The sequence below is a fragment of the Methyloceanibacter superfactus genome (genome assembly GCF_001723305.1).
Taxonomy (GTDB): Bacteria; Pseudomonadota; Alphaproteobacteria; order Rhizobiales; family Methyloligellaceae; genus Methyloceanibacter; species Methyloceanibacter superfactus.
In genome coordinates this window covers 80257-102918 of the sequence record NZ_LPWF01000033.1, presented here as the reverse complement: position 1 = coordinate 102918, position 22662 = coordinate 80257, and the positions used below count along the sequence as shown (strand labels likewise).

Annotated in this window: 27 protein-coding genes and 1 pseudogene; 7 read left to right on the top strand and 21 right to left on the bottom strand. The window is 65.0% G+C overall.

Annotated elements, in window-relative coordinates; genetic code table 11:
- Positions 1-82: 82 nt before the first annotated feature.
- The gene (locus AUC69_RS19105) at positions 83-208 is read right to left on the bottom strand and encodes a hypothetical protein (RefSeq protein ID WP_280136654.1); all 126 of its coding nucleotides are present in this window, start codon (positions 206-208) and stop codon (positions 83-85) included.
- Positions 209-259: 51 nt separating this feature from the next.
- The gene (locus AUC69_RS17555; RefSeq protein WP_204377333.1) at positions 260-421 is read right to left on the bottom strand and encodes a hypothetical protein; all 162 of its coding nucleotides are present in this window, start codon (positions 419-421) and stop codon (positions 260-262) included.
- 169 nt (positions 422-590) lie between these two features.
- Here AUC69_RS17555 and AUC69_RS13540 point away from each other — a divergent pair, with 169 nt between their 5' ends.
- Entirely contained in the window at positions 591-1121 is a 531-nt protein-coding gene (locus AUC69_RS13540) for a hypothetical protein (RefSeq protein ID WP_141700807.1), read from the top strand.
- 41 nt (positions 1122-1162) lie between these two features.
- Here AUC69_RS13540 and AUC69_RS13535 read toward each other — a convergent pair whose 3' ends face one another.
- The 3 genes from AUC69_RS13535 to AUC69_RS13525 all read right to left on the bottom strand — a co-directional run bounded on the left by AUC69_RS13535 (position 1163) and on the right by AUC69_RS13525 (position 4324).
- Positions 1163-1552, bottom strand: a complete 390-nt coding sequence (locus AUC69_RS13535) for a VOC family protein (protein WP_069442609.1) — start codon at positions 1550-1552, stop codon at positions 1163-1165.
- 63 nt (positions 1553-1615) lie between these two features.
- Positions 1616-2404 (bottom strand): succinate dehydrogenase iron-sulfur subunit, encoded by a 789-nt coding sequence (locus AUC69_RS13530; protein WP_069442608.1) that lies wholly within the window; start codon positions 2402-2404, stop codon positions 1616-1618.
- Positions 2405-2491: 87 nt separating this feature from the next.
- Positions 2492-4324, bottom strand: a complete 1833-nt coding sequence (locus AUC69_RS13525; RefSeq protein WP_069442607.1) for a CHASE3 domain-containing protein — start codon at positions 4322-4324, stop codon at positions 2492-2494.
- 53 nt (positions 4325-4377) lie between these two features.
- Between AUC69_RS13525 and AUC69_RS13520 the strand changes: the two genes are divergently transcribed.
- Positions 4378-4887 (top strand): response regulator, encoded by a 510-nt coding sequence (locus AUC69_RS13520; protein ID WP_141700806.1) that lies wholly within the window; start codon positions 4378-4380, stop codon positions 4885-4887.
- Here the strand turns inward: AUC69_RS13520 and sdhA are convergent.
- The 11 genes and pseudogenes from sdhA to AUC69_RS13470 all read right to left on the bottom strand — a co-directional run bounded on the left by sdhA (position 4884) and on the right by AUC69_RS13470 (position 13797).
- Complete coding sequence (gene sdhA / locus AUC69_RS13515) at positions 4884-6728, bottom strand: succinate dehydrogenase flavoprotein subunit (RefSeq protein WP_069442606.1); 1845 nt, start codon at positions 6726-6728, stop codon at positions 4884-4886. The two genes, AUC69_RS13520 and sdhA, sit on opposite strands and share 4 nt — an antisense overlap.
- Before the next feature lie 6 nt (positions 6729-6734).
- Entirely contained in the window at positions 6735-7106 is a 372-nt protein-coding gene (sdhD, locus tag AUC69_RS13510) for a succinate dehydrogenase, hydrophobic membrane anchor protein (RefSeq protein WP_069442605.1), read from the bottom strand.
- A gap of 2 nt (positions 7107-7108) precedes the next feature.
- Positions 7109-7513, bottom strand: coding sequence for a succinate dehydrogenase, cytochrome b556 subunit (gene sdhC / locus AUC69_RS13505; RefSeq protein ID WP_069442604.1), 405 nt, complete (start codon positions 7511-7513; stop codon positions 7109-7111).
- Between the two features lie 146 nt (positions 7514-7659).
- On the bottom strand, positions 7660-7815 hold the full coding sequence (locus tag AUC69_RS17550) for a hypothetical protein (protein WP_158008122.1): 156 nt from the start codon (positions 7813-7815) through the stop codon (positions 7660-7662).
- A 63-nt stretch (positions 7816-7878) separates the two neighbouring features.
- Positions 7879-8376 (bottom strand): superoxide dismutase family protein, encoded by a 498-nt coding sequence (locus AUC69_RS13500; protein WP_244500263.1) that lies wholly within the window; start codon positions 8374-8376, stop codon positions 7879-7881.
- A 175-nt stretch (positions 8377-8551) separates the two neighbouring features.
- On the bottom strand, positions 8552-9622 hold the full coding sequence (locus AUC69_RS13495) for a MaoC family dehydratase (RefSeq protein ID WP_204377332.1): 1071 nt from the start codon (positions 9620-9622) through the stop codon (positions 8552-8554).
- Positions 9619-9942: a DMT family transporter gene (locus AUC69_RS13490; RefSeq protein ID WP_069442602.1), complete on the bottom strand. Its 324-nt coding sequence runs from the start codon at positions 9940-9942 to the stop codon at positions 9619-9621. The genes AUC69_RS13495 and AUC69_RS13490 overlap by 4 nt, the downstream gene beginning before the upstream one ends.
- 206 nt (positions 9943-10148) lie before the next feature.
- On the bottom strand, positions 10149-10238 hold the full coding sequence (gene pqqA, locus AUC69_RS13485) for a pyrroloquinoline quinone precursor peptide PqqA (protein WP_045363338.1): 90 nt from the start codon (positions 10236-10238) through the stop codon (positions 10149-10151).
- 253 nt (positions 10239-10491) lie between these two features.
- Positions 10492-10581: a pyrroloquinoline quinone precursor peptide PqqA gene (pqqA, locus tag AUC69_RS13480; protein WP_045363338.1), complete on the bottom strand. Its 90-nt coding sequence runs from the start codon at positions 10579-10581 to the stop codon at positions 10492-10494.
- 204 nt (positions 10582-10785) lie between these two features.
- Positions 10786-12324, bottom strand: a pseudogene (locus AUC69_RS13475) (L-lactate MFS transporter).
- A gap of 267 nt (positions 12325-12591) precedes the next feature.
- Positions 12592-13797 carry an NAD-dependent formate dehydrogenase gene (locus AUC69_RS13470; protein ID WP_069442601.1) on the bottom strand — a complete coding sequence of 402 codons (1206 nt, stop codon included), beginning with the start codon at positions 13795-13797 and terminating at the stop codon, positions 12592-12594.
- Between the two features lie 341 nt (positions 13798-14138).
- On the opposite strand from AUC69_RS13470, the gene AUC69_RS13465 reads away from it, so the two are divergent.
- Positions 14139-14771, top strand: a complete 633-nt coding sequence (locus AUC69_RS13465) for a carbonic anhydrase (RefSeq protein WP_069442600.1) — start codon at positions 14139-14141, stop codon at positions 14769-14771.
- Between the two features lie 8 nt (positions 14772-14779).
- On the opposite strand, the gene AUC69_RS13460 is transcribed toward AUC69_RS13465, so the two are convergent.
- Entirely contained in the window at positions 14780-15805 is a 1026-nt protein-coding gene (locus AUC69_RS13460) for an aspartate-semialdehyde dehydrogenase (RefSeq protein WP_069442599.1), read from the bottom strand.
- Between the two features lie 152 nt (positions 15806-15957).
- Here AUC69_RS13460 and AUC69_RS13455 point away from each other — a divergent pair, with 152 nt between their 5' ends.
- Together AUC69_RS13455 and AUC69_RS13450 are read left to right on the top strand one after the other, a co-directional pair.
- Entirely contained in the window at positions 15958-17316 is a 1359-nt protein-coding gene (locus tag AUC69_RS13455; RefSeq protein WP_069442598.1) for a PQQ-dependent sugar dehydrogenase, read from the top strand.
- 68 nt (positions 17317-17384) lie between these two features.
- Entirely contained in the window at positions 17385-18590 is a 1206-nt protein-coding gene (locus tag AUC69_RS13450; RefSeq protein WP_069442597.1) for an MFS transporter, read from the top strand.
- A gap of 13 nt (positions 18591-18603) precedes the next feature.
- Here the strand turns inward: AUC69_RS13450 and AUC69_RS13445 are convergent, their stop codons facing one another.
- The 3 genes from AUC69_RS13445 to AUC69_RS13440 form a co-directional block, all read right to left on the bottom strand.
- The gene (locus tag AUC69_RS13445; RefSeq protein WP_083239449.1) at positions 18604-19281 is read right to left on the bottom strand and encodes an exopolysaccharide biosynthesis protein; all 678 of its coding nucleotides are present in this window, start codon (positions 19279-19281) and stop codon (positions 18604-18606) included.
- A gap of 94 nt (positions 19282-19375) precedes the next feature.
- Complete coding sequence (locus tag AUC69_RS17545) at positions 19376-19552, bottom strand: hypothetical protein (RefSeq protein WP_158008121.1); 177 nt, start codon at positions 19550-19552, stop codon at positions 19376-19378.
- Complete coding sequence (locus tag AUC69_RS13440) at positions 19549-20022, bottom strand: hypothetical protein (RefSeq protein ID WP_069442596.1); 474 nt, start codon at positions 20020-20022, stop codon at positions 19549-19551. The genes AUC69_RS17545 and AUC69_RS13440 overlap by 4 nt, the downstream gene beginning before the upstream one ends.
- Positions 20023-20238: 216 nt before the next feature.
- Between AUC69_RS13440 and AUC69_RS13435 the strand changes: the two genes are divergently transcribed.
- Entirely contained in the window at positions 20239-21006 is a 768-nt protein-coding gene (locus tag AUC69_RS13435; RefSeq protein WP_141700804.1) for a hypothetical protein, read from the top strand.
- Here AUC69_RS13435 and leuB read toward each other — a convergent pair.
- Positions 21003-22100 (bottom strand): 3-isopropylmalate dehydrogenase, encoded by a 1098-nt coding sequence (gene leuB, locus AUC69_RS13430; protein WP_069442594.1) that lies wholly within the window; start codon positions 22098-22100, stop codon positions 21003-21005. The two genes, AUC69_RS13435 and leuB, sit on opposite strands and share 4 nt — an antisense overlap.
- 108 nt (positions 22101-22208) lie before the next feature.
- On the opposite strand from leuB, the gene AUC69_RS13425 reads away from it, so the two are divergent.
- Positions 22209-22646 (top strand): hypothetical protein, encoded by a 438-nt coding sequence (locus AUC69_RS13425; RefSeq protein WP_069442593.1) that lies wholly within the window; start codon positions 22209-22211, stop codon positions 22644-22646.
- Positions 22647-22662 lie beyond the last annotated feature (16 nt).

The window sequence follows — 22662 nt, the reverse complement described above, 5'->3', positions numbered from 1 at the left end:
GCCTCGCGAAAGCGCCCCTCAGAAGACGAGGTAAGGGCATTCTACCGCAGGTTTTCGGGGCGGGGATAAGGTGCGACGGATTCTATGCCCGACAGATCATCAGGCCTGCGAGCCCGCCGACGATATTTGGAAAGAAAAAGGAGGCCGCCATGATGACCCATGCCGGGAAGCCAGGGTCCAGGAACTGAACACCGGCCAGCGTGATCAATCCGACAACCCCTTGGCACATGATGAAGCAGACGGCCTGTGGATTCATCGCCTATGTCTTTGCTGTCAGTTCGACCAGAGCAGCCGCGAGCGATGTCACGAGGATCACCAGCACCCCTGCTGTGAGACGGCTAACGGGGAGGGTGTTTGTAGCGTCGAGCACAAAGGCAATCGTGCCGGCGATGGCTCCGGCGATGATGATGGATTGCATCACCCGACGGCCCGATGGGCTCCTATGTCCGCCAACAGCCATGCGGAAATCATACATGCAATTGCCGGTTATGCAACTGAAGGTTGTCTCTGACCTCGGCGGTTTTGCGTTTGCGATGCCCCCAAAACCGCGCAATCTGGCGCTAGGCCGTGCCCATAGCTTATGAAAAGGCATGGATTTGCGCGACAGAGGGCGGACGGGTCTGGGATTCGTGGCCGGCATGGCCCTGGCGGGGGCGTTGAGCCTGCTGCTGGCTGCGTGCGCCAATACCGGACCGGGCGACGCCATCGAGCGCATCACCGCGGTCGACTACGGCCAGCCCTATCTCGGCATGAGCAAGACCGAGGTGCTGTCCTGCGCCGGCACACCGCGCTCGCGCATCCCCGCCGGCAAGACCACCGAGACGCTCGTCTATCACTATAGCGGCGCGGGGCCGGTGCCTTCGGGCGGGGACTCCGGCGGCAAGAAGCAAAAGGCGTCGACCCCGTTCGGCGGCGGCGAGAAGAAATCGAAGGGCCCCAAGCCCACATGCACCGCGAGCCTCACCTTCGAGAAGGACGTGCTGGTGCGCGTCAGCTACGCGCACATGAATGTGCGCAGCCCCTATGAGTGGCAGGGCGAGGATAACGAGGCGGCGGCGGAGAGGATGCGGAAAGAAGGCGTACCGACTTGCGTGTTCTCGCTGCCGCGCTGCCGGCGCTAGGGATCTTTTTTGCGCTATCGGCCTCTGGCCTACTTGAGCGCTTAGGCCGGCCCGTGGCAGACGGCCTCGATATTGTTGCCGTCCGGATCGAGCACGAAGGCACCGTAATAGTTGGCGTGGTAATGCGGGCGCAGGCCCGGGGCACCGTTGTCCTTGCCGCCGGCCGCAAGCGCCGCCTGATAGAAGGCGTCGACAGCAGCGCGAGAGCTTGCGGCGAAGGCGACATGCACATGGCTGCCTTCGGCGACCTGTCCCTCGCCGATCCAGAAGAAGGGCTTGCCCTCAGCGCCGAAGCCGACCGCGGGACCGTTGCCGGTCAGCTCCGCCGGGACCTCCATGATCAGGCCGATGCCGAGCGGCTTGAGGGCTTTCAGATAGAACGCGGTGGCCCGGGCGATGTCGCGCACGGGCATGCCGATATGGTCGATCATCTATCCGCTCCATTATGCGCTACCGCTTCGCTGCTTGAGCGCACTCTTTCGCTCCTTGAGCGCTTAGGTGCGCTCCACCATCTTGGCCTTGAGCGAGGCGATGGCCTTGGCCGGGTTCAGCCCCTTGGGGCAGGCCTTGGTGCAGTTCAGAATGGTGTGGCAGCGATAGAGCCGGAAAGGATCCTCGAGATCGTCGAGGCGCTCTCCGGTGCGCTCGTCGCGCGAGTCCTCCACCCAGCGCTGGGCCTGAAGCAGCACGGCGGGGCCGAGATAGCGGTCGCCGTTCCACCAATAAGACGGGCAGGCGGTCGAGCAGCAGGCGCACAGGATGCATTCGTAAAGCCCGTCGAGCTTCTCGCGGTCCTCATGGGACTGGCGCCACTCTTTCTGCGGTGTCGGGCTGTCGGTCTTGAGCCACGGCTCGATGGAGCGGTGCTGGGCGTAGAACCGCGTCATGTCGGGCACGAGGTCCTTCACCACCGGCATATGCGGCAGTGGATAGACGGCGATGACGGAGCTCGGCGCGTCGTCGGCGTGCATGGTGCAGGCCAGCGTGTTGGTGCCGGCGATGTTCATCGAGCAGGAGCCGCACACGCCTTCGCGGCAGGAGCGGCGGAAGGTCAGGGTCGGGTCGATCTTGTTCTTGATCCAGATGAGGGCGTCGAGAACCATCGGCCCGCAATCCTTCATGTCGACCCAATAGGTGTCCACGCGCGGGTTCTCGCCGGTCTCGGGATCGAAGCGGTAGATGCGGTATTCGCGCCAGCGGCCGGCCTCGGCGTCCTTGGACGGCGGGTTCCACGCCTTGCCCTTGGTGACCTTGGAATTCTTGGGAAGTGTGAACTGGACCATCTCGACCTATTCCTTTGCCCTGCCCGGTTTACCGGCCTTTTCTTATGTCCTTGGTAGCCAGCGGCGGCGGTCCGGGCAAGTCTCGTTTCATGCCCCGTCGAGCATGTCGCGGAGCTTTTGGGCGAGATCCTGCGCGGTATAGGGCTTGCCGAGAAGCTCGACATCCGCATCGAGGCGCCCCTGGTGGACGATGGCATTGCGGGTGTAGCCGGTGGTGAACAGCACGGGCAGCCCGGGATAGCGCTTGACGATCTCCTCGGCCAGATCGCGGCCGGTGACTCCGCCCGGCAGCACCACGTCGGTGAACAGCAGGTCGATCGGGGGCTGGCTCGCGACGAGGGCGAGCGCTTCGGCCGCGTCGGCCGCCTCGATGACACTGTAGCCGAGCGATTGCAGGACGACCTTGGCATAGTCCCTGACCCCGGCATTGTCCTCCACCAGCAGGACGGTCTCGCGCGGCCCGGCTCGGGGCGCCGGCGCGACGTCCTCCTTGGCGGCGGGCGCGGCGCTCATCTCGTCGGCTTGAGTCATGCGCGGCAGATAGAGCTTGACCGTGGTGCCGTGGCCCTCCTCGCTATAGATGCGCAGATGCCCGCCCGATTGCTTGACGAAGCCATGCACCATGGCGAGGCCGAGGCCGGAGCCCTCGCCATGAGGCTTGGTGGTGAAGAAGGGCTCGAACACGTGGTCGATGACTTCGGCCGGGATGCCGGTGCCCGTGTCGGTCACGCAGAGCGCCACATATTGACCGGCCTCGATGTCGCCGAAGCGGCGGGCATAGGCATCGTCGAGATTGACGTTCGCCGTCTCGATGGTGAGGCAGCCGCCGTCGGGCATCGCCGCCTTGGCGTTGACGGTGAGGTTGAGCAGGGCGTTCTCGAGCTGATTGGCATCGGCGAAGGCCGGCCACAACCCGGCACCGAGCACGGTCTCGATGTTGATCGGCTCGCCGAGCGACCGGCGCAGCATGTCGAGCATGCCGGTGACCAGGCGGTTCACGTCGAGGCGCTCGGGCTCGAGCGCCTGGCGGCGTGAGAAGGCGAGCAGGCGCTGCGTCAATTGGGCGGCGCTGCGCGCGCCATACATCGCCGCGTCGACCGGCTTCTCCAGCTCGGCGGCGAGGGATGCATCCTCGTCCTTGCCGTCGCCATCCTTGCCGCCCTTCTGACCTTCTTCCGCGGCGCCGGTCAGACGCCGCTTCAAGGTGTCGAGATTGCCCAAGATGATGGTGAGCAGGTTGTTGAAGTCATGGGCGATGCCGCCGGTGAGCTGGCCCACGGCCTCCATTTTCTGCACCTGCCTCAGCGTGTCTTCCGCCTCCTGCCGGCGCTTCGATTCCGCCTCGAGCTCCTTGGTGCGCTCGATGAGGCCGCGCACCGAGTTCCGCGTCGCCAGGGCGAGGATGCCGGTCAGCAGCATGGCGGAGAGAAGGGCTAAGCCGATCAGCGCGGCGAGCCAACGGCGGAGCTCGCCCGCCCGGGCCTGGCGGACGCGGAGCAGGTCGCGCTCGGTTTTGAGGAAGCTGAACATCTCCGTTCGGATCGCCTCAAGCAGATTCTTGCCTTGCGGGGAGCGGATGATGTCGAGTGCCTCTTGGCGCCGCCCCTCTTCGTCCAGTTTCAGCGTGTGCTTCATCTCCTCGAGCTTGGCACTGATGAGCGGCTCGGAGGCGAAGAGCCTGGTCTGCTGCGCGGGATTGTCGGCGGTCAGCTTGTGGAGGCTGTCGAGCAGACCGGGCACGTTGCCGGAGGCTTGGCCGAAGGAGAGGGCGTAGTCCTTGTCCGCGGTGAGCAGATACCCGCGCTTGGCGCTTTCCGCCGTCTGGAGCTCGCTCAGCAAGGTCTCCGCGGTCTGCTGCACCTCGATGGTGTGATCGACGAGCTCGTCGGCCTCGTTGGAGCGCACGACCAGGACCGCCACGGCGGCGGCGGCGCCAGCACCAGCCCGAAACCGAACAGGACGATGAGCGGCGCGTGGCGGACGAGATAGTCGGCTTTGACAAGGCGTTGCGGCAAGGAGGGGCCATCCCTTGGCTCGGTTCGGCGGACGAAGACGGCATTGGCGCGGATTTCGCCGCGCTGCTAAAGTGGCAGTCAAGTGACCAGTTTGTAAGGGCTATTTCCGTGCCGCGCATCCTCGTTGTTGACGACGAACCGTTGATCTCGATGCTGGTCGAAGGGTGGCTTGCCGAGCTCGGCTGCGAGGTGGTGGGCCCGGCGCGATCCCTCCAGGACGGTCTCGCGCTTGCCGCCAGCGACGGGCTGGACGGCGCCATTCTCGATCTCAGGCTGGGGGATGAAGACTCGTACCCGCTGGCAAACGCGCTGCGGGCGAAAGGGGTTCCCTTCGCCTTCGCCACCGGCGATGGCGATCTCGGCGAAGAGTCCGGTTTCGAGACGGCGATCCTGCTCGCCAAGCCGTTCGACTTCGAAGGCGTGAAGTCCGTCGTGGACCGGCTGCTCGGTCAGCCGCCGGCCGCCTAGTACACCCGCTCCTTGGGCTCGATATAGGCGACCTCGTTCGACAGCGTGTAGGTGTGCACCGGCCGGAAGTCGAGCTTCACCAGATGCGTGCCGTAATCGGCGTAGGATAGAGTGTGCTTCATCCAGTCGGCGTCGTCGCGCTTGGGGAAGTCCTCGCGGGCATGGGCGCCTCTGGATTCCTGCCGCGCCAGCGCGCCCTGCACGGTGACCGCGGCCTGGGCGATGAGGTTGTCGAACTCCAGCGTCTCGATGAGATCGGTGTTCCAGACGAGCGAGCGGTCGGTCACCTTGAGATCTGCGGCGTCGTCCCACACCTGCTTGATGCCCTTCACGCCCTCCTTCAGCACCTCCTCGGTGCGGAACACCGAGCAGTCGCGCTGCATGGTCTTCTGCATGGCGAGACGCAGGTCCGCGGTGGGCGTTGAGCCGTCGGCGTAGCGCAGGCGGTCGAGTCGCTCGATCGCCGCTTCGCCCAACCCCTTGGGCAATTCGGGAATGGCGGTGCCCTTGCCGACGACCTCGGCACAGCGCATGGCGGCGGCGCGGCCGAACACCACGAGATCGATCAGCGAGTTCGAGCCGAGGCGGTTGGCGCCGTGCACCGAAACGCAGGCCGCTTCGCCGAGCGCCATGAGGCCCGGCACGATGGCGTCCTTGTCGTCGCCCCTCGGCGCGATCACCTCGCCATGCATGTTGGTGGGGATGCCGCCCATATTGTAGTGGCAGGTGGGGATGATCGGGATCGGCTCTTTGCGCACGTCGACGCCGCCGAAGATGCGGGCGAGATCGGTAATGCCCGGCAGCCGCTCGGCCAGCATGTCCTCGTCGAGATGATCGAGATGGAGATGCATGTAGTCCTTGTCGGGACCGTGGCCGCGGCCTTCGCGGATCTCGATGGTGATGGCGCGGGAGACCACGTCGCGCGAGGCGAGGTCCTTGGCGGAGGGCGCATAGCGCTCCATGAACTTCTCGCCCTCGGAATTGCGCAAATAGCCGCCTTCGCCGCGCGCGCCCTCGGTGATGAGGACGCCGGCGCCGTACACGCCGGTCGGATGGAACTGCACGAACTCCATGTCCTGAAGCGGCAGGCCGGCGCGCAGCACCATGGCGTTGCCGTCGCCGGTGCAGATATGGGCCGACGTGCAGGAGAAATAAGCGCGGCCATAGCCGCCGGTGGCGAGGATCGTCTGGTGCGCGCGGAAGCGGTGAATGGTGCCGTCCGCCATGTTGAGCGCCACCACGCCGCGGCAGCGTCCCTCGTCGTCCATGATGAGGTCGATGGCGAAATACTCGATGAAGAATTCCGCCGATTGCTTCAGCGCCTGACCGTACATGGTGTGCAGCATGGCGTGGCCGGTGCGGTCGGCCGCCGCGCAAGTGCGCTTGGCCGGGCCCTTGCCGAAATCCATGGTCATGCCGCCAAAGGCGCGCTGCAGGATCTTGCCGTCGTCGGTGCGCGAGAAGGGCACGCCCCAATGCTCGAGCTCGTACACGGCTTCGGGCGCGTTGCGGCAGAGATACTCGATGGCGTCCTGGTCGCCGAGCCAGTCGGAGCCCTTCACGGTGTCGTACATGTGCCAGCGCCAATCGTCCGGGCCCATATTGCCGAGCGCCGCGGCGATGCCGCCTTGCGCCGCCACGGTGTGAGAGCGCGTGGGGAACACCTTGGAGATGCAAGCGGTGCGAAGGCCGGCTTCGCTACAGCCGACCACGGCGCGGAGCCCTGAGCCGCCGGCGCCGACGACGAGGACGTCATAGGCGTGGTCGGTGACCGGATAAGCGCGGCCGTTGATGAGGACCGCGTTGTGCGGCGTGTCTTGTGGCTTGGCGTCTTGAGGCATGGACCGTCAGCTTCCGAGACTAATTTTCAACAAAGCAAGAGCGCTGGCGAGACCGACGGCGCCGGCGAAGAAGGTGGCGGCGAGGATGGCGACGATCTTGCAGCCGCCATGCACATAGTCCTCGATGATCTCTTTGAGGCCGATGCGCATGTGAATCGCGGCGGAGGCGATGAGCGCCAGCATGAGCACGGCGACGACGGGATGAGCGAGATAGGCTCTGACCTCGCTGTACGGCGCGCCGATATGGCCGACGATCGAAAGGATGAGGAAGATCACCAGCGGGATGTTGGCGATGGCCGTCACCCGCTGACGCCAGAAGGTCTCCGTGCCGCTATGGGCGGCGCCAAGTCCGCGCACGCGCTTGAGTGGTGTCGCCATGACTATTGGCCTCCCTTGAGCGCGTAGCCGACGACCCAAACCAGGACCGTGAGCACGATGGACGAGAGGATGGTGAGCCAGGCGAGCACCTCGATGCTCGTCTTGTCGAGGCCGCGTCCGGTGTCCCAAATGAGATGGCGGAGGCCGCCGAGCATGTGGTGGATCAGCGACCAGGTGAACAGCAGCAGCAGCAGCTTGCCGATCAGGCTTCCGAAGAACGCGTCCACATAGCTATAGGCCTCCGGGCCGATGCTTACGGCGACCAGCCACCAAGTGAGCAGCGCGAAGCCGATGGCATTGCCGAAGCCGGTGATGCGATGCGCGATCGACATCATCATGGTCAGCATCGGCCGGTAGATTTGGAGATGCGGCGAGAGCGGCCGCTCTGCCTCTAGCTTATTTGTCATTGGAAATTAGCGTGTGTTGCCCAGACGAGCTTTCTCATAGCCCAGTCATGGGGCAGGGGCAATCAGGCGGCCTGCTACTATTGGTCCGCCCGTGTGGGGCGGCCCGGCCGCGGTCTCGGGCATGGAAAAGTGGAAAAGGCAGCGCCTCAAGCGGGCGAGGCGATCTCGTAGGCGGCCTCTACGTCGTCCGCGAATTTGGACATGATCCAGGTCTGGCCGCCGTCGACCGACTCCCACACATGCGAGCCGACGATATAGGCGATACCGCCCATGATGCCTTCGAATGGGCCTTCCCAAGCCATGGCAACTCCCCCAGTTCCCGAATCCCTGGCCCTAGGATGGGTCCTAAACCTTTGACAGAAGGTTTATTTCAGGTGAGCCGGGGCTATTGGGGGCGCTTTGGCTTCGATGACGCCGCAGGCGATGCGGGGGCCGGCGTCGCCGGCGGGGTCGGACACGTAGTCGTCCGGCCCTTCATGGATGACGACGGCCGAGCCGTCCTCATCGAGCAGGCCGCCGAGGCTCACCATCTGGTTCAGAACCTCGATGCGGAGCTTGCCGGTTTCCGGCACGTGGATGTTGGGCATGTCGCCCGCGTGCGGGCCCGCCTCGTTCATCAGGCCGTGCTCGTCCTCTTCCGGGTTGAAATGGCCGCCGGCGGACTTGAAGTCGGGCGCCTCGCATTTGCCGACCGCGTGGATGTGGAACCCATGGTCGCCCGGCGGCACGGCGGTCAGGTCCACGGCCAGCAAGACACCGGAGGGAACGGCGACGAGGGTGACCTTGCCCACCTCCTTGCCGTCGGGATCCTTCAACACCGCCACGGCCTCATCGGCGGCGAAGGCCGGGGTGGAGAGCGCCAAGGCCGCGGTCAACGCGCCCGCGAGCCAAAGGGTCTTGGGGGTCCACAGGTCTTGCCGGTCCAGGTGTCTTTGCCGCTCATGATACGCCTCCTACTCCACGCAAGGTCCGGGCAAGCCGGCCATGGCGCCAGTCTCGCACGTCTCCCGCTCCCTGCAAGGGGAGCGATCGCTTGCGTTAACGGGGCAGCGCCACCCAGTAATCCATGTCGAGGACCACGCCGTCCTCGAGCGCGCCATCGGCCTTCACGCCGGGGAAGTCGGCGCAGGCGCGGTCCTTCACGGCGAAGGTGCGCAGGCGCAGCGCGCCCATGTCGGACTGGCCCGGGAGCTCGGCTTTGTCGAGCACCTCGCTCCAGGCATAGATGGTGTCGCCGGCGAAGGAGGGCGCGGCGTGGCGGGCCGCGTTCAGCCCCAGCACATGGAAGGCGTTGGCGAGGCCGTTAAAGCTGAGCGAGCGGGCGATGGAGATGATGTGACCGCCATAGACGAGGCGGCGGCCGAAGCGCTCCTGCGCCTCGCGATGCTGATTGAAGTGCACGCGCGCGGTGTTCTGGTAGAGGCGCGTGGCCATCTGGTGCTCGGCCTCCTCGATGGTCTGACCGTCGACGTGGTCGATCTTGTCGCCGACCGCGTAATCCTCCCAATGGCGGGGCGAGCCGGCCAACGCATAGTCGTAGACCGTAAGCTTCAAGGGCGGCAGCGCCTTGCCCAAGGAGTCCGGATCGACACTTGCGGCCAGCTCCGGGATCACGGTCTCCGGCGCCGGCGCGCCGACATCGCGCTTGGTGACCATCACCCAGCGCTTGAATTGCAGCACGATGTCGCCGTTCTGATTGCGCCCGGTGGTGCGCACATAGACCGTGCCGTTCTTGCCGTTGGAGTTCTGCTTGACGCCGATCACCTCCGAGACGGAGGCGATGGTGTCGCCGGGATAGACCGGCTTCATGAAGCGGAACTCGGCATAGCCGAGATTGGCGATGGCGTTGCGCGAGATGTCTGGCACCGTCTTGCCGATGACGAAGTGGAACACGAGAATGTCGTCGATGGGGCTCTTCGGATAGCCGATGGACTGCGCGAAGGCGTCCGACGACTGCACGGCGAAGCGGCCGCCATAGAGCGCGGTATAGACGCTCGTATCGCCCACGGTGACGGTGCGCGGCGTGGCATGCACGATTTCCTGGCCGACCTTGAAGTCCTCGAAATAGTTGCCGGTGATGGTGCGGTCGATCTTGTCTGGATTGGTCATTGTGTCGGTGTTGCGTATTTGAGGCCGATGATGGAAGCGACAAGCGTGGCGATGAAGAACAGGCGCAGCGCCGTGGCCGGCTCCTTATAGACGAGGATGCCGATAATGGCAGTGCCTACGGCGCCGATCCCGGTCCAGACCGCGTAGGCCGTCCCGATCGGAATGTCTTTCAGCGATTTCTCGAGGAAGAGGAAGCCCAAGAGGAGGCAAACGGCGAACGCGACCGTCGGCCATAGCTTGGTGAAGCCTTCGGTGAGCTTGAGAGTGGATGCGAAGCCGATCTCGAAGAGGCCGGCGAGCACGAGATAGGTCCAGGCCATGGGTACCGCGCGTGTTCGATTGACGAGAGCCGGCGCGTCGAGGCGCGGCCGGCCTAGCGGGCGGACCTTAGTTTCGCGAGGAGAGGCTGTCGAGGTAGGAAGCGGGTGGCCGCCGGGTGGCCTTAGGGACAGGAGCGGCAAAGAAAAATGGCGGCCCCGCTAGCGCTGGGACCGCCATTTTCTTAGACGTCAGCTAAACGCGCTGATTACGCGCGGTCGAGCTCGGCCGGAAGATAGGAGGTAACCTCCATGCCAGCTTCGGACTCGGTGATTTCGGGTTTCAGCCACTCTTTCATGGTCGTCTCCTTTCGTTGACTACAGACTAGAGAATGGGGTGCGGCGATGAGAACCGCATGAAGTGCCCATGAACGGAGTCTGACAGCCAGATTAGGGGAGTCTGACAGAATGTCGCAGGGCGTGGGATTGAAAGGGGGCGGGGGCGAAGGCAGGCGAAAGATGGACGCAGAAAAGCCGGGCGCACAAAGAAAAATGGCGGCCCCGCTATCGCTGGGACCGCCATTTTCCGAAAACTTGCTAGATCAGCGCTAATTAAGCGCGGTCGAGCTCGGCCGGGAGATAGGAAGTCACTTCCATACCAGCTTCGGACTCGGTGATCTCGGGCTTCAGCCACTCTTTCATGGTCGTCTCCTTCGGTGAACTTCAAGATAGATAATGGGGGACGGGGATGAGAGCCGCATGAAGCGTCCATGAACGCATCCTGACAGCCACATTAACGGATTCTGACAGAAAAAATCGTTCTGAACCAAGAATATAACGCAAAACGGCCCTGTTCCGGCGGTCTTCAAGCCGCTCCGAACAGGGCCTTTTTCATGTCGGCGGGGGCTATTTGAACAGCAGGACTGCCTTGGCGAGGGTGTTGTAGACGCCCCAGAGCAGCGGGATGCCGACGAAGGTCCACGCCAGGATCAGCTTGACCTTGTTGGCGGCCGAGACGTCCTCATGGTGTTTGGCTTCAGTCATCGGTGCCTCCCTTACGCGTCCACGTCTCGGGTTTCATATGGTGGCGTTCGTGTACCGGGTGCATGAACCAGTTCAGGGCGAAGCCGACCAGCAATAGTCCGGCCATGATGTACATGGTCACCGAGTAGGCGTCCGCCTTGGGCACGCCGTTATCGATCTGGTACTGGCGAATATAGTTCACCAGCACCGGCCCGAAGACGCCCGCGGCGGACCAGGCGGTCAGCAGGCGCCCGTGAATGGCGCCCACATAGCGCGTGCCGAACACGTCCTTGAGGTAAGCCGGGATGGTGGCGAAGCCGCCGCCATACATGGACAGGATCACGGCGTAGCAGGCCACGAACAAAACGACGGAGCCGATCGCGCCGGTCCAAGGCACGATCGCATAGAGCACCATGCCGAGGCGAAGAAGATCATGTAGGTGTTGCGCCGGCCGATATAGTCGGAGGTCGAGGCCCAGAAGAAGCGGCCGAGCATGTTGAACAGGCTCAACAGGCCGACGAAGCCCGCGGCCGCGGCGGCGCTGATCTGGCCGGGGAACATCTCCTGGCTCATGGCCGAGGCCTGGCCGAGCACGCCGATGCCGGCCGTCACGTTCAGGCACAGCACGCCCCACAAGAGATAGAATTGCGGAGTCTTCAGCGCTTCGTCCACGTGGACATGAGCCGTGGTGACGAGCTTCTTGGCCTGCGCCGGGGCCACATAGCCCTCCGGCGCCCAGCCCTTCGGCGGCACGCGCACGATCACCGCGCCCATCATCATGAAGAAGATGTAGACGATGCCGAGCACGATAAAGGTCTCCATCACGCCGACATGGGTGGGCGTGGCGAACTGCTGCATTAGCCAGACCGACAGGGGCGAGGCGATCATGGCGCCGCCGCCGAAGCCCATGATGGCCATGCCGGTGGCCATGCCGGGCCGGTCGGGAAACCAGGTGATGAGCGTCTTCACCGGCGAGATATAGCCGAGGCCGAGACCGCAGCCGCCGAGCACGCCATAGCCGAGATAGACGATCCACAGTTGATGTAGATGCACGCCGAGCGCGGAGATGAGAAAGCCGCCGCCGAAACAGAGCGCAGCGGTGAACATGGCCTTGCGCGGTCCGACGCGGTCGAGCCAGGTGCCGGTGAAGGCGGCGGAGAGGCCGAGAAAGACGATGGCGATGGAGAAGATCCAGCCGAGCTCGGTGAGCTTCCAATCGTCAGGCGCGGATTCGGTGATGCCGATGAGCCGGGTCATCGGCAGGTTGAACACGCTGAAGGCGTAAACCTGGCCGATGCAAAGATGCACGCAGAGCGCCGCCGGCGGCACGAGCCAACGGCTAAAGCCGGGCTTGGCGACCGTATGCGACCGGTCGAGCCAATGGAAAATACCCCCAGAGTCCGCCTGAGCCGCGGTTGCCATTCGCCAATCCCCCCTAGAACGCTTTGCGCTTTTATTGCCGGTAGTCTGGCCGGGCTTCGCCATCATCGCAAGCGCTAACGGCTTCGAGAGCGGTTGCATCGCGCGCGGCGCGCCGATTTCCAGCGCGTTCTCCGCGCAATACGACGGTGCCATGACAGAGCGGTGACAGTTGGAGCGCGATGCCCGCGCCCCCTGGCGGCCGGGAGGAGAAACAACCGCCGAGGGAGCGCGGGGTGGGCCCGCGTGGGAGCGGGTGTTGGTGGCGCGCTAGCCGGCCTTCCTATATTTGGCCGCTTCCTCGGAGCCCTTGGTGGCGTCGCCCGCGGTGTAGGAGTGGGCGCCGGCGCCGGCGAGCTTGCCGCCCTCGACGATGAGATATTCGTCACGGATCGGCTTGCCGGCGAAGAAGTCCTCGAGGATCTCGCGCGTGCCGGCGGCGTAGCGCGTCTGCGCCGAAAGCGACGTGCCCGAGATGTGCGGGGTCATGCCGTGATGGGGCATGGTCCGCCACGGATGATCCTTCGGCGCCGGTTGCGGGAACCACACATCGCCCGCGTAGCCGGCGAGCTGACCGCTCTCCAACGCGCGCACCACGGCGTCACGGTCGCAGATCTTGCCGCGCGCGGTGTTGATGAGATAGCTGCCGCGCTTCATCTTGCCGATCATCGCGTCGTCGAACAGATGCTCGGTTTCGGGATGAAGCGGGCAGTTGATGGTCACCACGTCACAGACCTTGACCATGGACTCGACGTCCGGATGGAAGGTGAGGTTGAGCTCCTTCTCGACGTCTTCAGGCAGGCGGTGCTTGTCGGTGTAGTGGAGCTTCACGTCGAAGGGCGCGAGTCGCCGCAGCACCGCAAGGCCGATCCGCCCCGCCGCGACCGTGCCGACATGCATGCCCTCGAGATCGTAGGAGCGCTCGACGCAGTCGGCGATGTTCCAGCCGCCTTTGACCACCCACTGGTACGAGGGGATGTAGTTGCGCACCAGCGACAGGATCATCATCACCACATGCTCGGCGACGCTGATCGAGTTGCAGAAGGTGACCTCGGCCACGGTGACGTTGTTGTCCATCGCCGCCTGAAGGTCGGTATGGTCGGAGCCGATGCCCGCGGTGACGATCATCTTGAGGTTCTTCGCCTTGGCGATGCGCTCCGCTGTCATGTAGGCGGGCCAGAAGGGCTGGGAGATCACGATGTCGGCGTCGGGAAGCTCCTTGTCCAAGGTCGAGTTGGCGCCGTCCTTGTCGGAGGTCACCACCAGTTCGTGGCCGGCCTCCTCGAGAAACTTGCGAAGGCCGAGCTCGCCCGAGACGCTGCCGAGCAGCGCGCCCGGCTTGAAGTCGATCGCGCTCGGCGTCGGCGCGGTCTGGCCGTCGGGATATTCGGTGATCTCGGGAATGTCGTCCCGCGCATAGTTCGGCGGATAGCCGGTGACGGGATCGTCGTAGAGAACACAAACAATCTTTGCCATGTCTTCACTCCTTATGCGTGCATGTGGACACGCCTCGTGAACGCCCGCCCGCGCCCACGAGTGGAGATCAACGACTTGCTGCCACATGCCGCTGTGAAGGGATCAAGGCCCTGCGCGATATACGCTTGCAGCCTCATCCGCGTTTCCTCATGCCGGCGGGCGCCGTTTTCTCGCGCTTCTTGCGGATCGCCGACGCGTCATTACGCGCCTCCCGGGCCGCCCGATCAAGGGGGCTGTCCGGAACGCGCGATAGGAATTGCCTATCGAAAGCGCAGGCAACTCCTGCTTTACAAACGCATGACGGGCTGGAATTGTGCCCACGTTTTGGAAGGAATTTGCGTTTGCGATTACCGAAGAGCCTTGCTGACGGATATTGGCGGTTCCGCCGCGAGCGCCATGCGCCCGACAAGGGCCGCTACGGCCAACTCGCCGCCCTCGGCCAGTCGCCTACCGCCATGGTCATCGCCTGCTGCGACGCGCGGGTGGATGTCTCGGCGATCTTCGACGCGGCGCCGGGCGATCTCTTCATCATGCGCAACGTGGCCAATCTCGTGCCGCCATTCGAGCCCGGAGGCAAGTTCCACGGCACCAGCGCCGCGGTGGAGTATGCCGCGCTCGTGCTCAAAGTGCCGAACATCATCGTGCTCGGCCATTCCCATTGCGGCGGCGTCGCGGCCTATCGCGAGAAGCTCAAGGGCAATGTGGACGAGACGAGCTTCATCGCCCGCTGGCTGACACTGCTGGACGGGCTCAAGGTGAAGCCATCGGATGGCGTTTTCGACCAGGAGACGGCGTTCGAGCTCGCCGGCATCCGTCAATCACTCGCGAACCTGCGCACCTTCGACGCCCTCAAGGAGCGCGAAGAGGAAGGGCTGCTCACGCTGCACGGGCTGCATTTCGACATCGGCAGCGGCACGGTGCTCGCGCTCGACGAAGAGACCGACAGCTTCGCCGCCTTGCCCGACAGTGCGTAGGGCCGAGGCTAAGCCGCCTTCTTGAGCAGATTGCGCTCGATGATCAGCTCGGCAATCTGGATCGTGTTGAGGGCGGCGCCTTTGCGCAGATTGTCCGAGACGATCCACAGCGACAACCCGTTGTCGATGGTCTGGTCGTCGCGGATGCGCGAGACATAGGTCGCGTAGTCGCCGACGCATTCGACCGGCGTCACGTAGCCGCCCGGCTCGCGCTTGTCGACGACCAGCACGCCCGGCGCCTCGCGCAAGATGCGCCGCGCATCCTTGGCCGAGATCTCGTTCTCGAACTCGATATTGACGGCTTCCGAATGGCCGACAAACACCGGCACGCGCACGCAGGTCGCCGTGAGCTTGATCTTGGGGTCGAGGATTTTCTTGGTCTCGACCATCATCTTCCATTCCTCCTTGGTGGAGCCGTCGTCCATGAAGACGTCGATGTGAGGAATGACGTTGAAGGCGATCTGCTTGGTGAACTTCTTGGGATCGGGCGTGTCGGTGACGAAGATGCCCTTGGTCTGGTCCCACAACTCGTCGATCGCTTCCTTGCCGGCGCCGGAAACGGATTGATAGGTGTCGACCACCACGCGCTTGATCTTGGCGTAGTCGTGCAGCGGCTTCAGCACCACGACGAGCTGGGCGGTGGAGCAATTCGGATTGGCGATGATGTTCTTCTTGGTGAAGCCGGCCACGGCGTCTGGGTTCACCTCGGGCACGATCAGCGGCACGTCCGGGTCGTAGCGCCAGCATGAAGAGTTGTCGATCACGACGCAGCCCTTCGAGGCGATCTTGGGCGCCCATTCCTTGGCCACGGCGGAGCCCGCCGACATCAAGGCGAAGTCGACGCCGGCGAAGTCGAACTGCTCGAGGTCCTGGCATTTGAGCCGATGATCGCCAAAGGAGACCTCGGAACCTTGCGAGCGGCGCGAGGCGACGGCGAAGACCTCATCGGCGGGAAACGACCGCTCGGCCAGGATATTCAGCATCTCGCGCCCGACATTGCCGGTCGCGCCGATGACGGCGACTTTGTAGCCCATGGATGAAACTCCTACGCCTGCGGCATGCCCGCGGGCCTTGCGGCGGATTTATGGGAAGCCCGCGCCAATGTAAAGGCGCGGCGTGTTGGCCGGGAAACGGATGGCCGCCCAATGCGTTGTTCCCCCAAGATCCATTGACCCAGAGAGCCGAAATGACCGCCATACCCAGGACCGCCATACCCAGGACCGCCATCGCCGCGGGGGGGCTCGCCCTGCTCGTGAGCGCCTGCGATTCCGCCGATTTGCCCGAGGAAGCCTCGCAAGGGCCGAATCCCACCATTCCGGAGCCGAGCCAGGCCGTGGTGCCGACCGTAAACGTGGCCGAAGGCACCGGCTGGAAGAAGGGCGAGCAGCCGGTCCCTGCGAGCGGGCTCGCGGTGAAGGCCTTCGCGCAAGGGCTCGATCATCCGCGCTGGCTCTACGTGCTGCCGAACGGCGACGTGCTGGTGGCGGAGACCAACGGCCCCGAGCGTCCGGAAGACGAGGATGGCATCAAGGGCTGGATCATGGGGCTGGCGATGAGCCATGCCGGCGCCGGCGTGCCGAGCCCGGACAAGATCGTCCTGCTGCGCGACAGCGATGGCGACGGCGTCGCCGAGACGAAGAAGGATTTCCTCACGGATCTGTACTCGCCGTTCGGGATGGCGCTGATCGGCGACCATCTCTACGTGGCCAACACGGACGCGGTGCTGCGCTTCCCCTATGAGGGGGGCGAAACGGAAATCACCGCGAAAGGCGAAAAGCTCGCCGGCCTGCCGGGCGGCCCGCTCAATCACCATTGGACCAAGAGCCTCGTGGCGAGCCCCGATGGAACGAAGCTCTATGCCGGCGTCGGCTCCAACAGCAACGTGGCCGAGAACGGCCTCGACAAGGAGAAGGGGCGCGCCGCGATCCAGGAGATCGACGTGGCGACGGGCGACACCCGCGTTTATGCCTCGGGCTTGCGCAACCCGGTGGGCCTCGCCTTCAACCCCGCCAGCGGCGCGTTGTGGGCGGTGGTCAACGAACGCGACGAGCTAGGCAGCGATCTCGTGCCCGACTATCTGACCTCGGTGAAGGAAGGCGGATTTTACGGCTGGCCGTTCAGCTATTGGGGGCAGCATGTGGACGACCGGGTCGAGCCGCAGAAGCCGGACCTGGTGAAGCAGGCCATCGTGCCCGACTACGCGCTCGGCAACCATGTCGCTCCGCTCGGTCTCACCTTCGCCGAAGGCGCCACCTTGCCGGCGACGTACCAAAGCGGCGCCTTCGTCGGCGAGCACGGCTCCTGGAACCGCGCGCCGCGCGCCGGCTACAAGGTGGTCTTCGTGCCATTCTCCGGCGGCACGCCGTCCGGCAAGCTGGTGGACGTGCTGACCGGCTTTCTCAATGAGGACGGTGAGGCGCGCGGCCGCCCGGTCGGCGTCGCCATCGATAGCCAAGGCGGACTGCTGGTGGTCGACGACGTCGGCAACACGGTGTGGCGTGTGACCGCCTCCTCCCAGACCGCGCGCCTCGGCGCCGAGCATTAGGCCCGTTCCCGAGCCAAGTCAGGGAACTGCTGGCCAACGCTCGGCCGCGACCATAGTGTCGCGCGCCCATGGCCTATTTCCGCTCCAAGACCGTCAACCTGCTCAATCTGCACTACGCCATTCACGCCTTCGCGCTGAGTGGGGGCGGGGCGTTCTTCGCGGTCTACCTGCTGAAGACGGGCGTCTCGGTACCGTGGGTGCTGGCCACCTTCGCCCTGATCCTGGCCGGGCGTTTCATCGTGCGGCCGATCGTCGTGCCGATCGCGGTGCGGACCGGGATGCGCGCCATCGTCGTCGCCGGTGCCTGCATCACGGCGCTGGAATATCCGATCCTCGCCGAAGTGGAGGGGCTCGGTCCGCCGCTGTTCGTGCTGTGCGTGGTCGCCGCAATCGGCGATGCGCTCTACTGGTCGGGCTTTCACGCCTATTACGCAGCGCTCGGCAGCCATGAAAATCGTGGCTCGGAGGTCGGCGCGCGCGAGGCGCTCGCAGCACTCGCGGGCATCGTCAATCCGGTAATAACCGGCTGGGTGCTGGTCGCCTACGGACCGCAATGGGCGTTCGGCATCACCGGAGCGATCCTTCTGCTCGGGACGCTGCCGCTACTCTTCACACCCGATGTGGCCGTGCCGCGCCGCACGCAAGGGGCCTACCGCGCGGCCGTGCCCAGCATCAAATTGTTCATGGCCGACGGCTGGATCTCGGCGGGCTATTTCTTCGTGTGGGAGATCGCCCTGTTCGTGACGCTTGGCGAAAGCTTCGTCGCCTTCGGCGGGGCCTTGGCGCTGGCGGCGCTGGCCGGCGCCGTCGGCGGACTCGTGCTCGGGCGGCTCATCGACACCGGCCATGGCCGCAAGGCGGTCGTCTACGCCATCGGCGCGCTGGTGGTCACCACGCTGTTGCGCGCCGTGGCCCCGGGCCATGTGGGACTCGCTGTCGTCGCTAATGCGCTCGGCGCGCTCGTCGTCTGCCTCTACATGCCGACGCTGATGACGGCGGTCTACAGCCAGGCCAAGAAGTCCGCCTGCACGCTCCGATTCCACGTGGCGACGGAAGGCGGCTGGGACGCGGGCGGCGCGGCCGGCTGCCTGGTCGCGGCGCTGCTCGCCGGGGCCGGGGTGCCTTTGGGGGTGTCGATCCTTCTGCCGCTCATCGGCGCGGCCGCCTCCTTCGTGCAACTCCGCCGGTACTACGCGACGCATCCGGTGCTCAAGCCGGTTGCGGTCGATCCGCTGGCGCAGAACGCCATCGTCAATTTGAGTGAGGGCGCCTGAGCGGTAAGGGGCTCTAGGCGAGGAAGGTGGCGATCACCAGCAAGGCGGCCTTGACGAGGCCGAAGACGACGGTGCTGGCGACGATGACGCTGGCGAGGGCGACGAACAGCCCGGCGACGACCGCGAGCCCATCCTTCTCGACGATGGCGAGGCCGAAAATGGCGATGCCGAGGGCCGGGATCAGATTGGCGAAGGGAATTGGCAAGGTCAGGATCAGCGCCAGGAGCAGGACGATGGCGCCGACCAGCCGCTCGCCCCGCCAGGTGAGAAGCCAGGTCAGGCGGGGCCGCAACAGCCGCTCGATGCGCTCGAGCGACGGCAGTGCGCGATTGGCGACCGCCGCGAAGCCCTCGCGCGCGAAGGACCGGCTGGTGATCCAGTCGGGAAGCCACGGCTCGTGCCGGCCATAGGTCAGTTGCGCGGCCAGGATCACCAGCGGCAGGCCGAGCACCGCGGAGAGCATGGGCACGCTGAAGGGAACGAGATTCGGCAACGCGAAGATCAAGAGCAGCACGCCGAAGCCACGGTCGCCAAGCGCGTCGCGCAACGCGCCCACGGACACGCGCTCACCCGTCTGGCCGTCGATAAAATCACGCAGCAGCGCGGAGGTGCGCCGGCCGTTGGGCGCGGCCGCGGCGCCCGGCCCGGTGTCCATCGTGCCTTCCAGGGGTGGTGTGGTGATGCTGTCCATTCTCCGGCCGCATGTCCGCCCCGGCAAAAGGGCTTCAGCTATAAGCGTGCAATATGACGGTTGGTTCAACCGGCGCCGGGGAAATGCCGCGAGACTAATTGACCCGGCGGCCGGGGAGTTCGTCCTCTACCTCGGCGCAGTCCTTGCGGATGAACTTATTGACCTGGCGCACGACCTCGGGACCCAGCACGTTGGCCGAGTTGTCGAGACCGGTCGCCGCGTAGAGCAGGGGGTAGATCGCCGCCGGCGCGGACACGTCGCCCCAGTTCACCTTGGCGTCTGTCGCCTTGCCGTTCTTAACGTGACGCGTGGCGCGAGCGCGACCTCGATCACGTAAGGCTTGCCGTCCTGCGCCACGGTGCAGCGGACCAGGTGCATGTCGCCCTTGATGGTGGCGTGGCGCGCGCTCATGGCGTTGGCAAGCGGCGCCCGGTTCACGGTGACTTGCGTTTGGCACACCGCCTGGCCCCAGGCCCAGTCGACGCGGCCGGCCAGCGCGTCGACGATCTCCTCGCCGCGCCACGTCCAGCCGATGTCGCAGGCGACATTCGACCCCTGGGCCTCGCGCGTCGCGACGATGTCGCAAATCTCGATCTTGCAGGCTTCGCGGGCTGCCTCGTCGGCCTTCTCCGCCGCGGTCTCTCCGCGATTGGAGTGCATTTGCGGTCCAAGATCCTCGGCAAAAGCAGGGACGAGACCGAGCCAGGCGGCCGCGGCAATCGCAGTGATGGCATGACGCATGAGACCCCCTGAATCAGCAAGACCGTGCAGAAATATGTGTGCCGCGGCGTCCGAAAAGTCCAGGTGCGGGCCGCGCACCATCCGCAACCTTGCCGGGTATAAACGGCGACGTCTGATGAAATTCGCTCACATAGTGTGCTGAGCGCTTTTCACTATGTGCATCAACCTGATATCCCTAGAGTGCCGGGAAGAAATGGCACGATATGGGGAGGGCCCATGCGCGGGGACGTGGGGCACGGCGCCATCTTGCGGCGTATCAGTTGGTTCTGTCTTGTTTTCTCGGTACTTCTGGCCGCGGCTCAGCCGGTGAGCGCGCAGTTCTACGTCCGGTCGCCGGACGTGGAGAAGGGCGAGTTCAAGCTGGAAGAGCACGGGGCGATCTATTCCGGACCCGGCGAGGACGAGCGGCGCCGTCAGTCTCATGAGCTGGAGGCGAAATACGGCTTCACCGACAGGTGGGAAGGCATCGCCGAGTTGACCGCCCGTGAGAATGTCGGCGACAGCTTGAAGTGGCACAGGCTCGAGCTCGGCGCCCAATACGAGATGATCGAGCGGCACGGGGACGGCCTCGGACTCGCCTTCCGGTCGCTCTACGAATTCGCGCTCCAGAGCGGCGACCCGGACGAGATTCTTTTCGGACCGCTCGGCAAATATGTCTGGGGACAGGACTCCCTGACGGTCAACGCGTTCTTTGTCGGGCAGGTGGGCGACCACCGCGACATCGACAGCCTGGAGTTCAAGTTCAACTGGCGCTTGAAGCACGCGTTCAACGACACATGGGGGCTCGGCGTCGAGAGCTTTAGCGAGATCGGGGATCTCTCACACACGGGGCCGTGGGACGAGCAGAAGCACCGGGTGGGCCCTGTCGCCTATCTCGAGCTCGAAGGCATGCCCAAATGGGAGTTCGCCGCGGGCACGTTGTTCGGCGTGTCGGACGCGACCTCCGACGTCACCTTCAAGTTCGATATCGAAGCCGAGTTCTAGGCGAGCGCCTTGAGAATGGCGTCGCCCATCTCGCGCGTGCCCACGGTCTTGCAGCCGGCTTGGCGAATGTCGCCGGTGCGAAGACCCTGATCGAGCACGTCGGCGATTGGCCTCTCGATGCGGTCCGCCGTTTCGCCCATGTCGAAGGAATAGCGCAGGCACATGGCGAAGCTGGCGATGGTGGCGATGGGGTTGGCCGCGCCTTTGCCGGCGATGTCCGGCGCGGAGCCGTGCACCGGCTCGTACATGGCGCGGCGCATGCCCTTGTCGTCGGTGGCGCCCAGCGAGGCCGACGGCAGCATGCCGAGCGAGCCGGTGGCCATGGCCGCCTCGTCGGACAGCACGTCGCCGAACAGATTGTCGGTGACGATGACGTCGAACTGCTTGGGCGCGCGCACCAATTGCATGGCACAATTGTCGGCCAGGATGTGCTCGAGCTTCACGTCGGCGAAGTCGGCCTTATGGACCTGCGTCACCACCTCGTTCCACAACACGCCCGTCTTCATCACGTTGCGTTTCTCGGCGGAGTGGACAAGGTTGCCGCGCTTGCGGGCGAGATCGAAAGCCACCCGCGCGATGCGCTCGATCTCGTAGGTCTCGTAGACTTGCGTATCGACGGCGCGCTTCTGGCCTCCGCCGAGATCGATGATCTCCTTGGGCTCGCCGAAATAGACGCCGCCGGTGAGCTCGCGCACGATCATGATGTCGAGGCCGTCGACCAGCTCGCGTTTCAACGACGAGGCGTCGGCCAACGCCGGGTAGCAGATGGCGGGGCGCAAATTGGCGAACAACTCGAGATCCTTGCGCAGGCGCAGGAGGCCGGCCTCGGGGCGCTTGTCGTAAGCCACGCCGTCCCATTTGGGGCCGCCCACGGCGCCGAGCATGACGGCGTCGGCTTCAAGCGCCGTCTTCATGGTGGCGTCGGAGATGGCCTCGCCATGGTCGTCATAGGCGCAGCCGCCGACCAGGTCGGTCTCGGTCTCGATGGTGGCGGCGCCGGAGTCATTGACCCAGTCGATGAGCCGGGAAACCTCGCCCATCACCTCGGTGCCGATGCCGTCGCCGGGAAGCAGCAAGAGTTTGTATGAAGCCATGAATCGAAATCCGCCCTGTGCTAAGCAACACCCCGAAAGACCGGGTGCCTGTCTACCAAACAAGAATGCGCCATGAACGCCCGGCGCTTTGGGTAAAGGGAGAGAGGAATGCTGACAAGGGTGCTGTTTGCCGCCGCGATGGGGTTAACCGCCGCGCTCGGCCTCGGACTGGCGGGGGCCGCTCAGGCCCAGGATACGGCCGTCGTGGCGCTGGGTGTCGCCGACCACAAGGTGGCCGAGGACGAGCTCGCCAAGGGCGAGACCCCGGCGGTCCCGAAATTCAACACGCCCGGCGTGGCCTATGCCTGGGTCGCCCATCCCAAGAAGGGCGACACGGTCGAGGTCACCCTCGTAAAGGACGGCAAGGCCTTGATGGCCAACAAGAGCGAGGTCGAGGCGGACGACTCGGACATCCTGCTCCAGGCGGGCAAGACCGGCGTGCCGGCCGGTGGCTGGCCCGAAGGGGCCTATAGCGCGTCCGTCAAGGTCACCCGCGACGGCGCGGCGATCCTCGAGCAGCAGTCAGACGCGATTCCGTTCGAGTAGTCCCTTCGTCATTATC

What these genes read in the sequence shown, in the direction of transcription:
- AUC69_RS13540 (WP_141700807.1), top strand. Translation starts at nt 591, where the DNA reads ATGGATTTGCGCGACAGAGGGCGGACGGGTCTGGGATTCGTGGCCGGC.
- AUC69_RS13470 (WP_069442601.1), bottom strand. Translation starts at nt 13,797, where the DNA reads ATGGCAAAGATTGTTTGTGTTCTCTACGACGATCCCGTCACCGGCTAT.
- AUC69_RS13435 (WP_141700804.1), top strand. Translation starts at nt 20,239, where the DNA reads ATGCGCGGGGACGTGGGGCACGGCGCCATCTTGCGGCGTATCAGTTGG.
- AUC69_RS13440 (WP_069442596.1), bottom strand. Translation starts at nt 20,022, where the DNA reads ATGCGTCATGCCATCACTGCGATTGCCGCGGCCGCCTGGCTCGGTCTC.
- AUC69_RS13425 (WP_069442593.1), top strand. Translation starts at nt 22,209, where the DNA reads ATGCTGACAAGGGTGCTGTTTGCCGCCGCGATGGGGTTAACCGCCGCG.
- AUC69_RS17550 (WP_158008122.1), bottom strand. Translation starts at nt 7,815, where the DNA reads ATGGCTTGGGAAGGCCCATTCGAAGGCATCATGGGCGGTATCGCCTAT.
- sdhC (WP_069442604.1), bottom strand. Translation starts at nt 7,513, where the DNA reads ATGACAAATAAGCTAGAGGCAGAGCGGCCGCTCTCGCCGCATCTCCAA.
- AUC69_RS13490 (WP_069442602.1), bottom strand. Translation starts at nt 9,942, where the DNA reads ATGGCCTGGACCTATCTCGTGCTCGCCGGCCTCTTCGAGATCGGCTTC.
- AUC69_RS13455 (WP_069442598.1), top strand. Translation starts at nt 15,958, where the DNA reads ATGACCGCCATACCCAGGACCGCCATACCCAGGACCGCCATCGCCGCG.
- AUC69_RS13495 (WP_204377332.1), bottom strand. Translation starts at nt 9,622, where the DNA reads ATGACCAATCCAGACAAGATCGACCGCACCATCACCGGCAACTATTTC.
- pqqA (WP_045363338.1), bottom strand. Translation starts at nt 10,581, where the DNA reads ATGAAAGAGTGGCTGAAGCCCGAGATCACCGAGTCCGAAGCTGGTATG.
- AUC69_RS13535 (WP_069442609.1), bottom strand. Translation starts at nt 1,552, where the DNA reads ATGATCGACCATATCGGCATGCCCGTGCGCGACATCGCCCGGGCCACC.
- AUC69_RS13460 (WP_069442599.1), bottom strand. Translation starts at nt 15,805, where the DNA reads ATGGGCTACAAAGTCGCCGTCATCGGCGCGACCGGCAATGTCGGGCGC.
- AUC69_RS13450 (WP_069442597.1), top strand. Translation starts at nt 17,385, where the DNA reads ATGGCCTATTTCCGCTCCAAGACCGTCAACCTGCTCAATCTGCACTAC.
- sdhD (WP_069442605.1), bottom strand. Translation starts at nt 7,106, where the DNA reads ATGGCGACACCACTCAAGCGCGTGCGCGGACTTGGCGCCGCCCATAGC.
- AUC69_RS13445 (WP_083239449.1), bottom strand. Translation starts at nt 19,281, where the DNA reads ATGGACAGCATCACCACACCACCCCTGGAAGGCACGATGGACACCGGG.
- AUC69_RS13530 (WP_069442608.1), bottom strand. Translation starts at nt 2,404, where the DNA reads ATGGTCCAGTTCACACTTCCCAAGAATTCCAAGGTCACCAAGGGCAAG.
- sdhA (WP_069442606.1), bottom strand. Translation starts at nt 6,728, where the DNA reads ATGCCTCAAGACGCCAAGCCACAAGACACGCCGCACAACGCGGTCCTC.
- pqqA (WP_045363338.1), bottom strand. Translation starts at nt 10,238, where the DNA reads ATGAAAGAGTGGCTGAAACCCGAAATCACCGAGTCCGAAGCTGGCATG.
- leuB (WP_069442594.1), bottom strand. Translation starts at nt 22,100, where the DNA reads ATGGCTTCATACAAACTCTTGCTGCTTCCCGGCGACGGCATCGGCACC.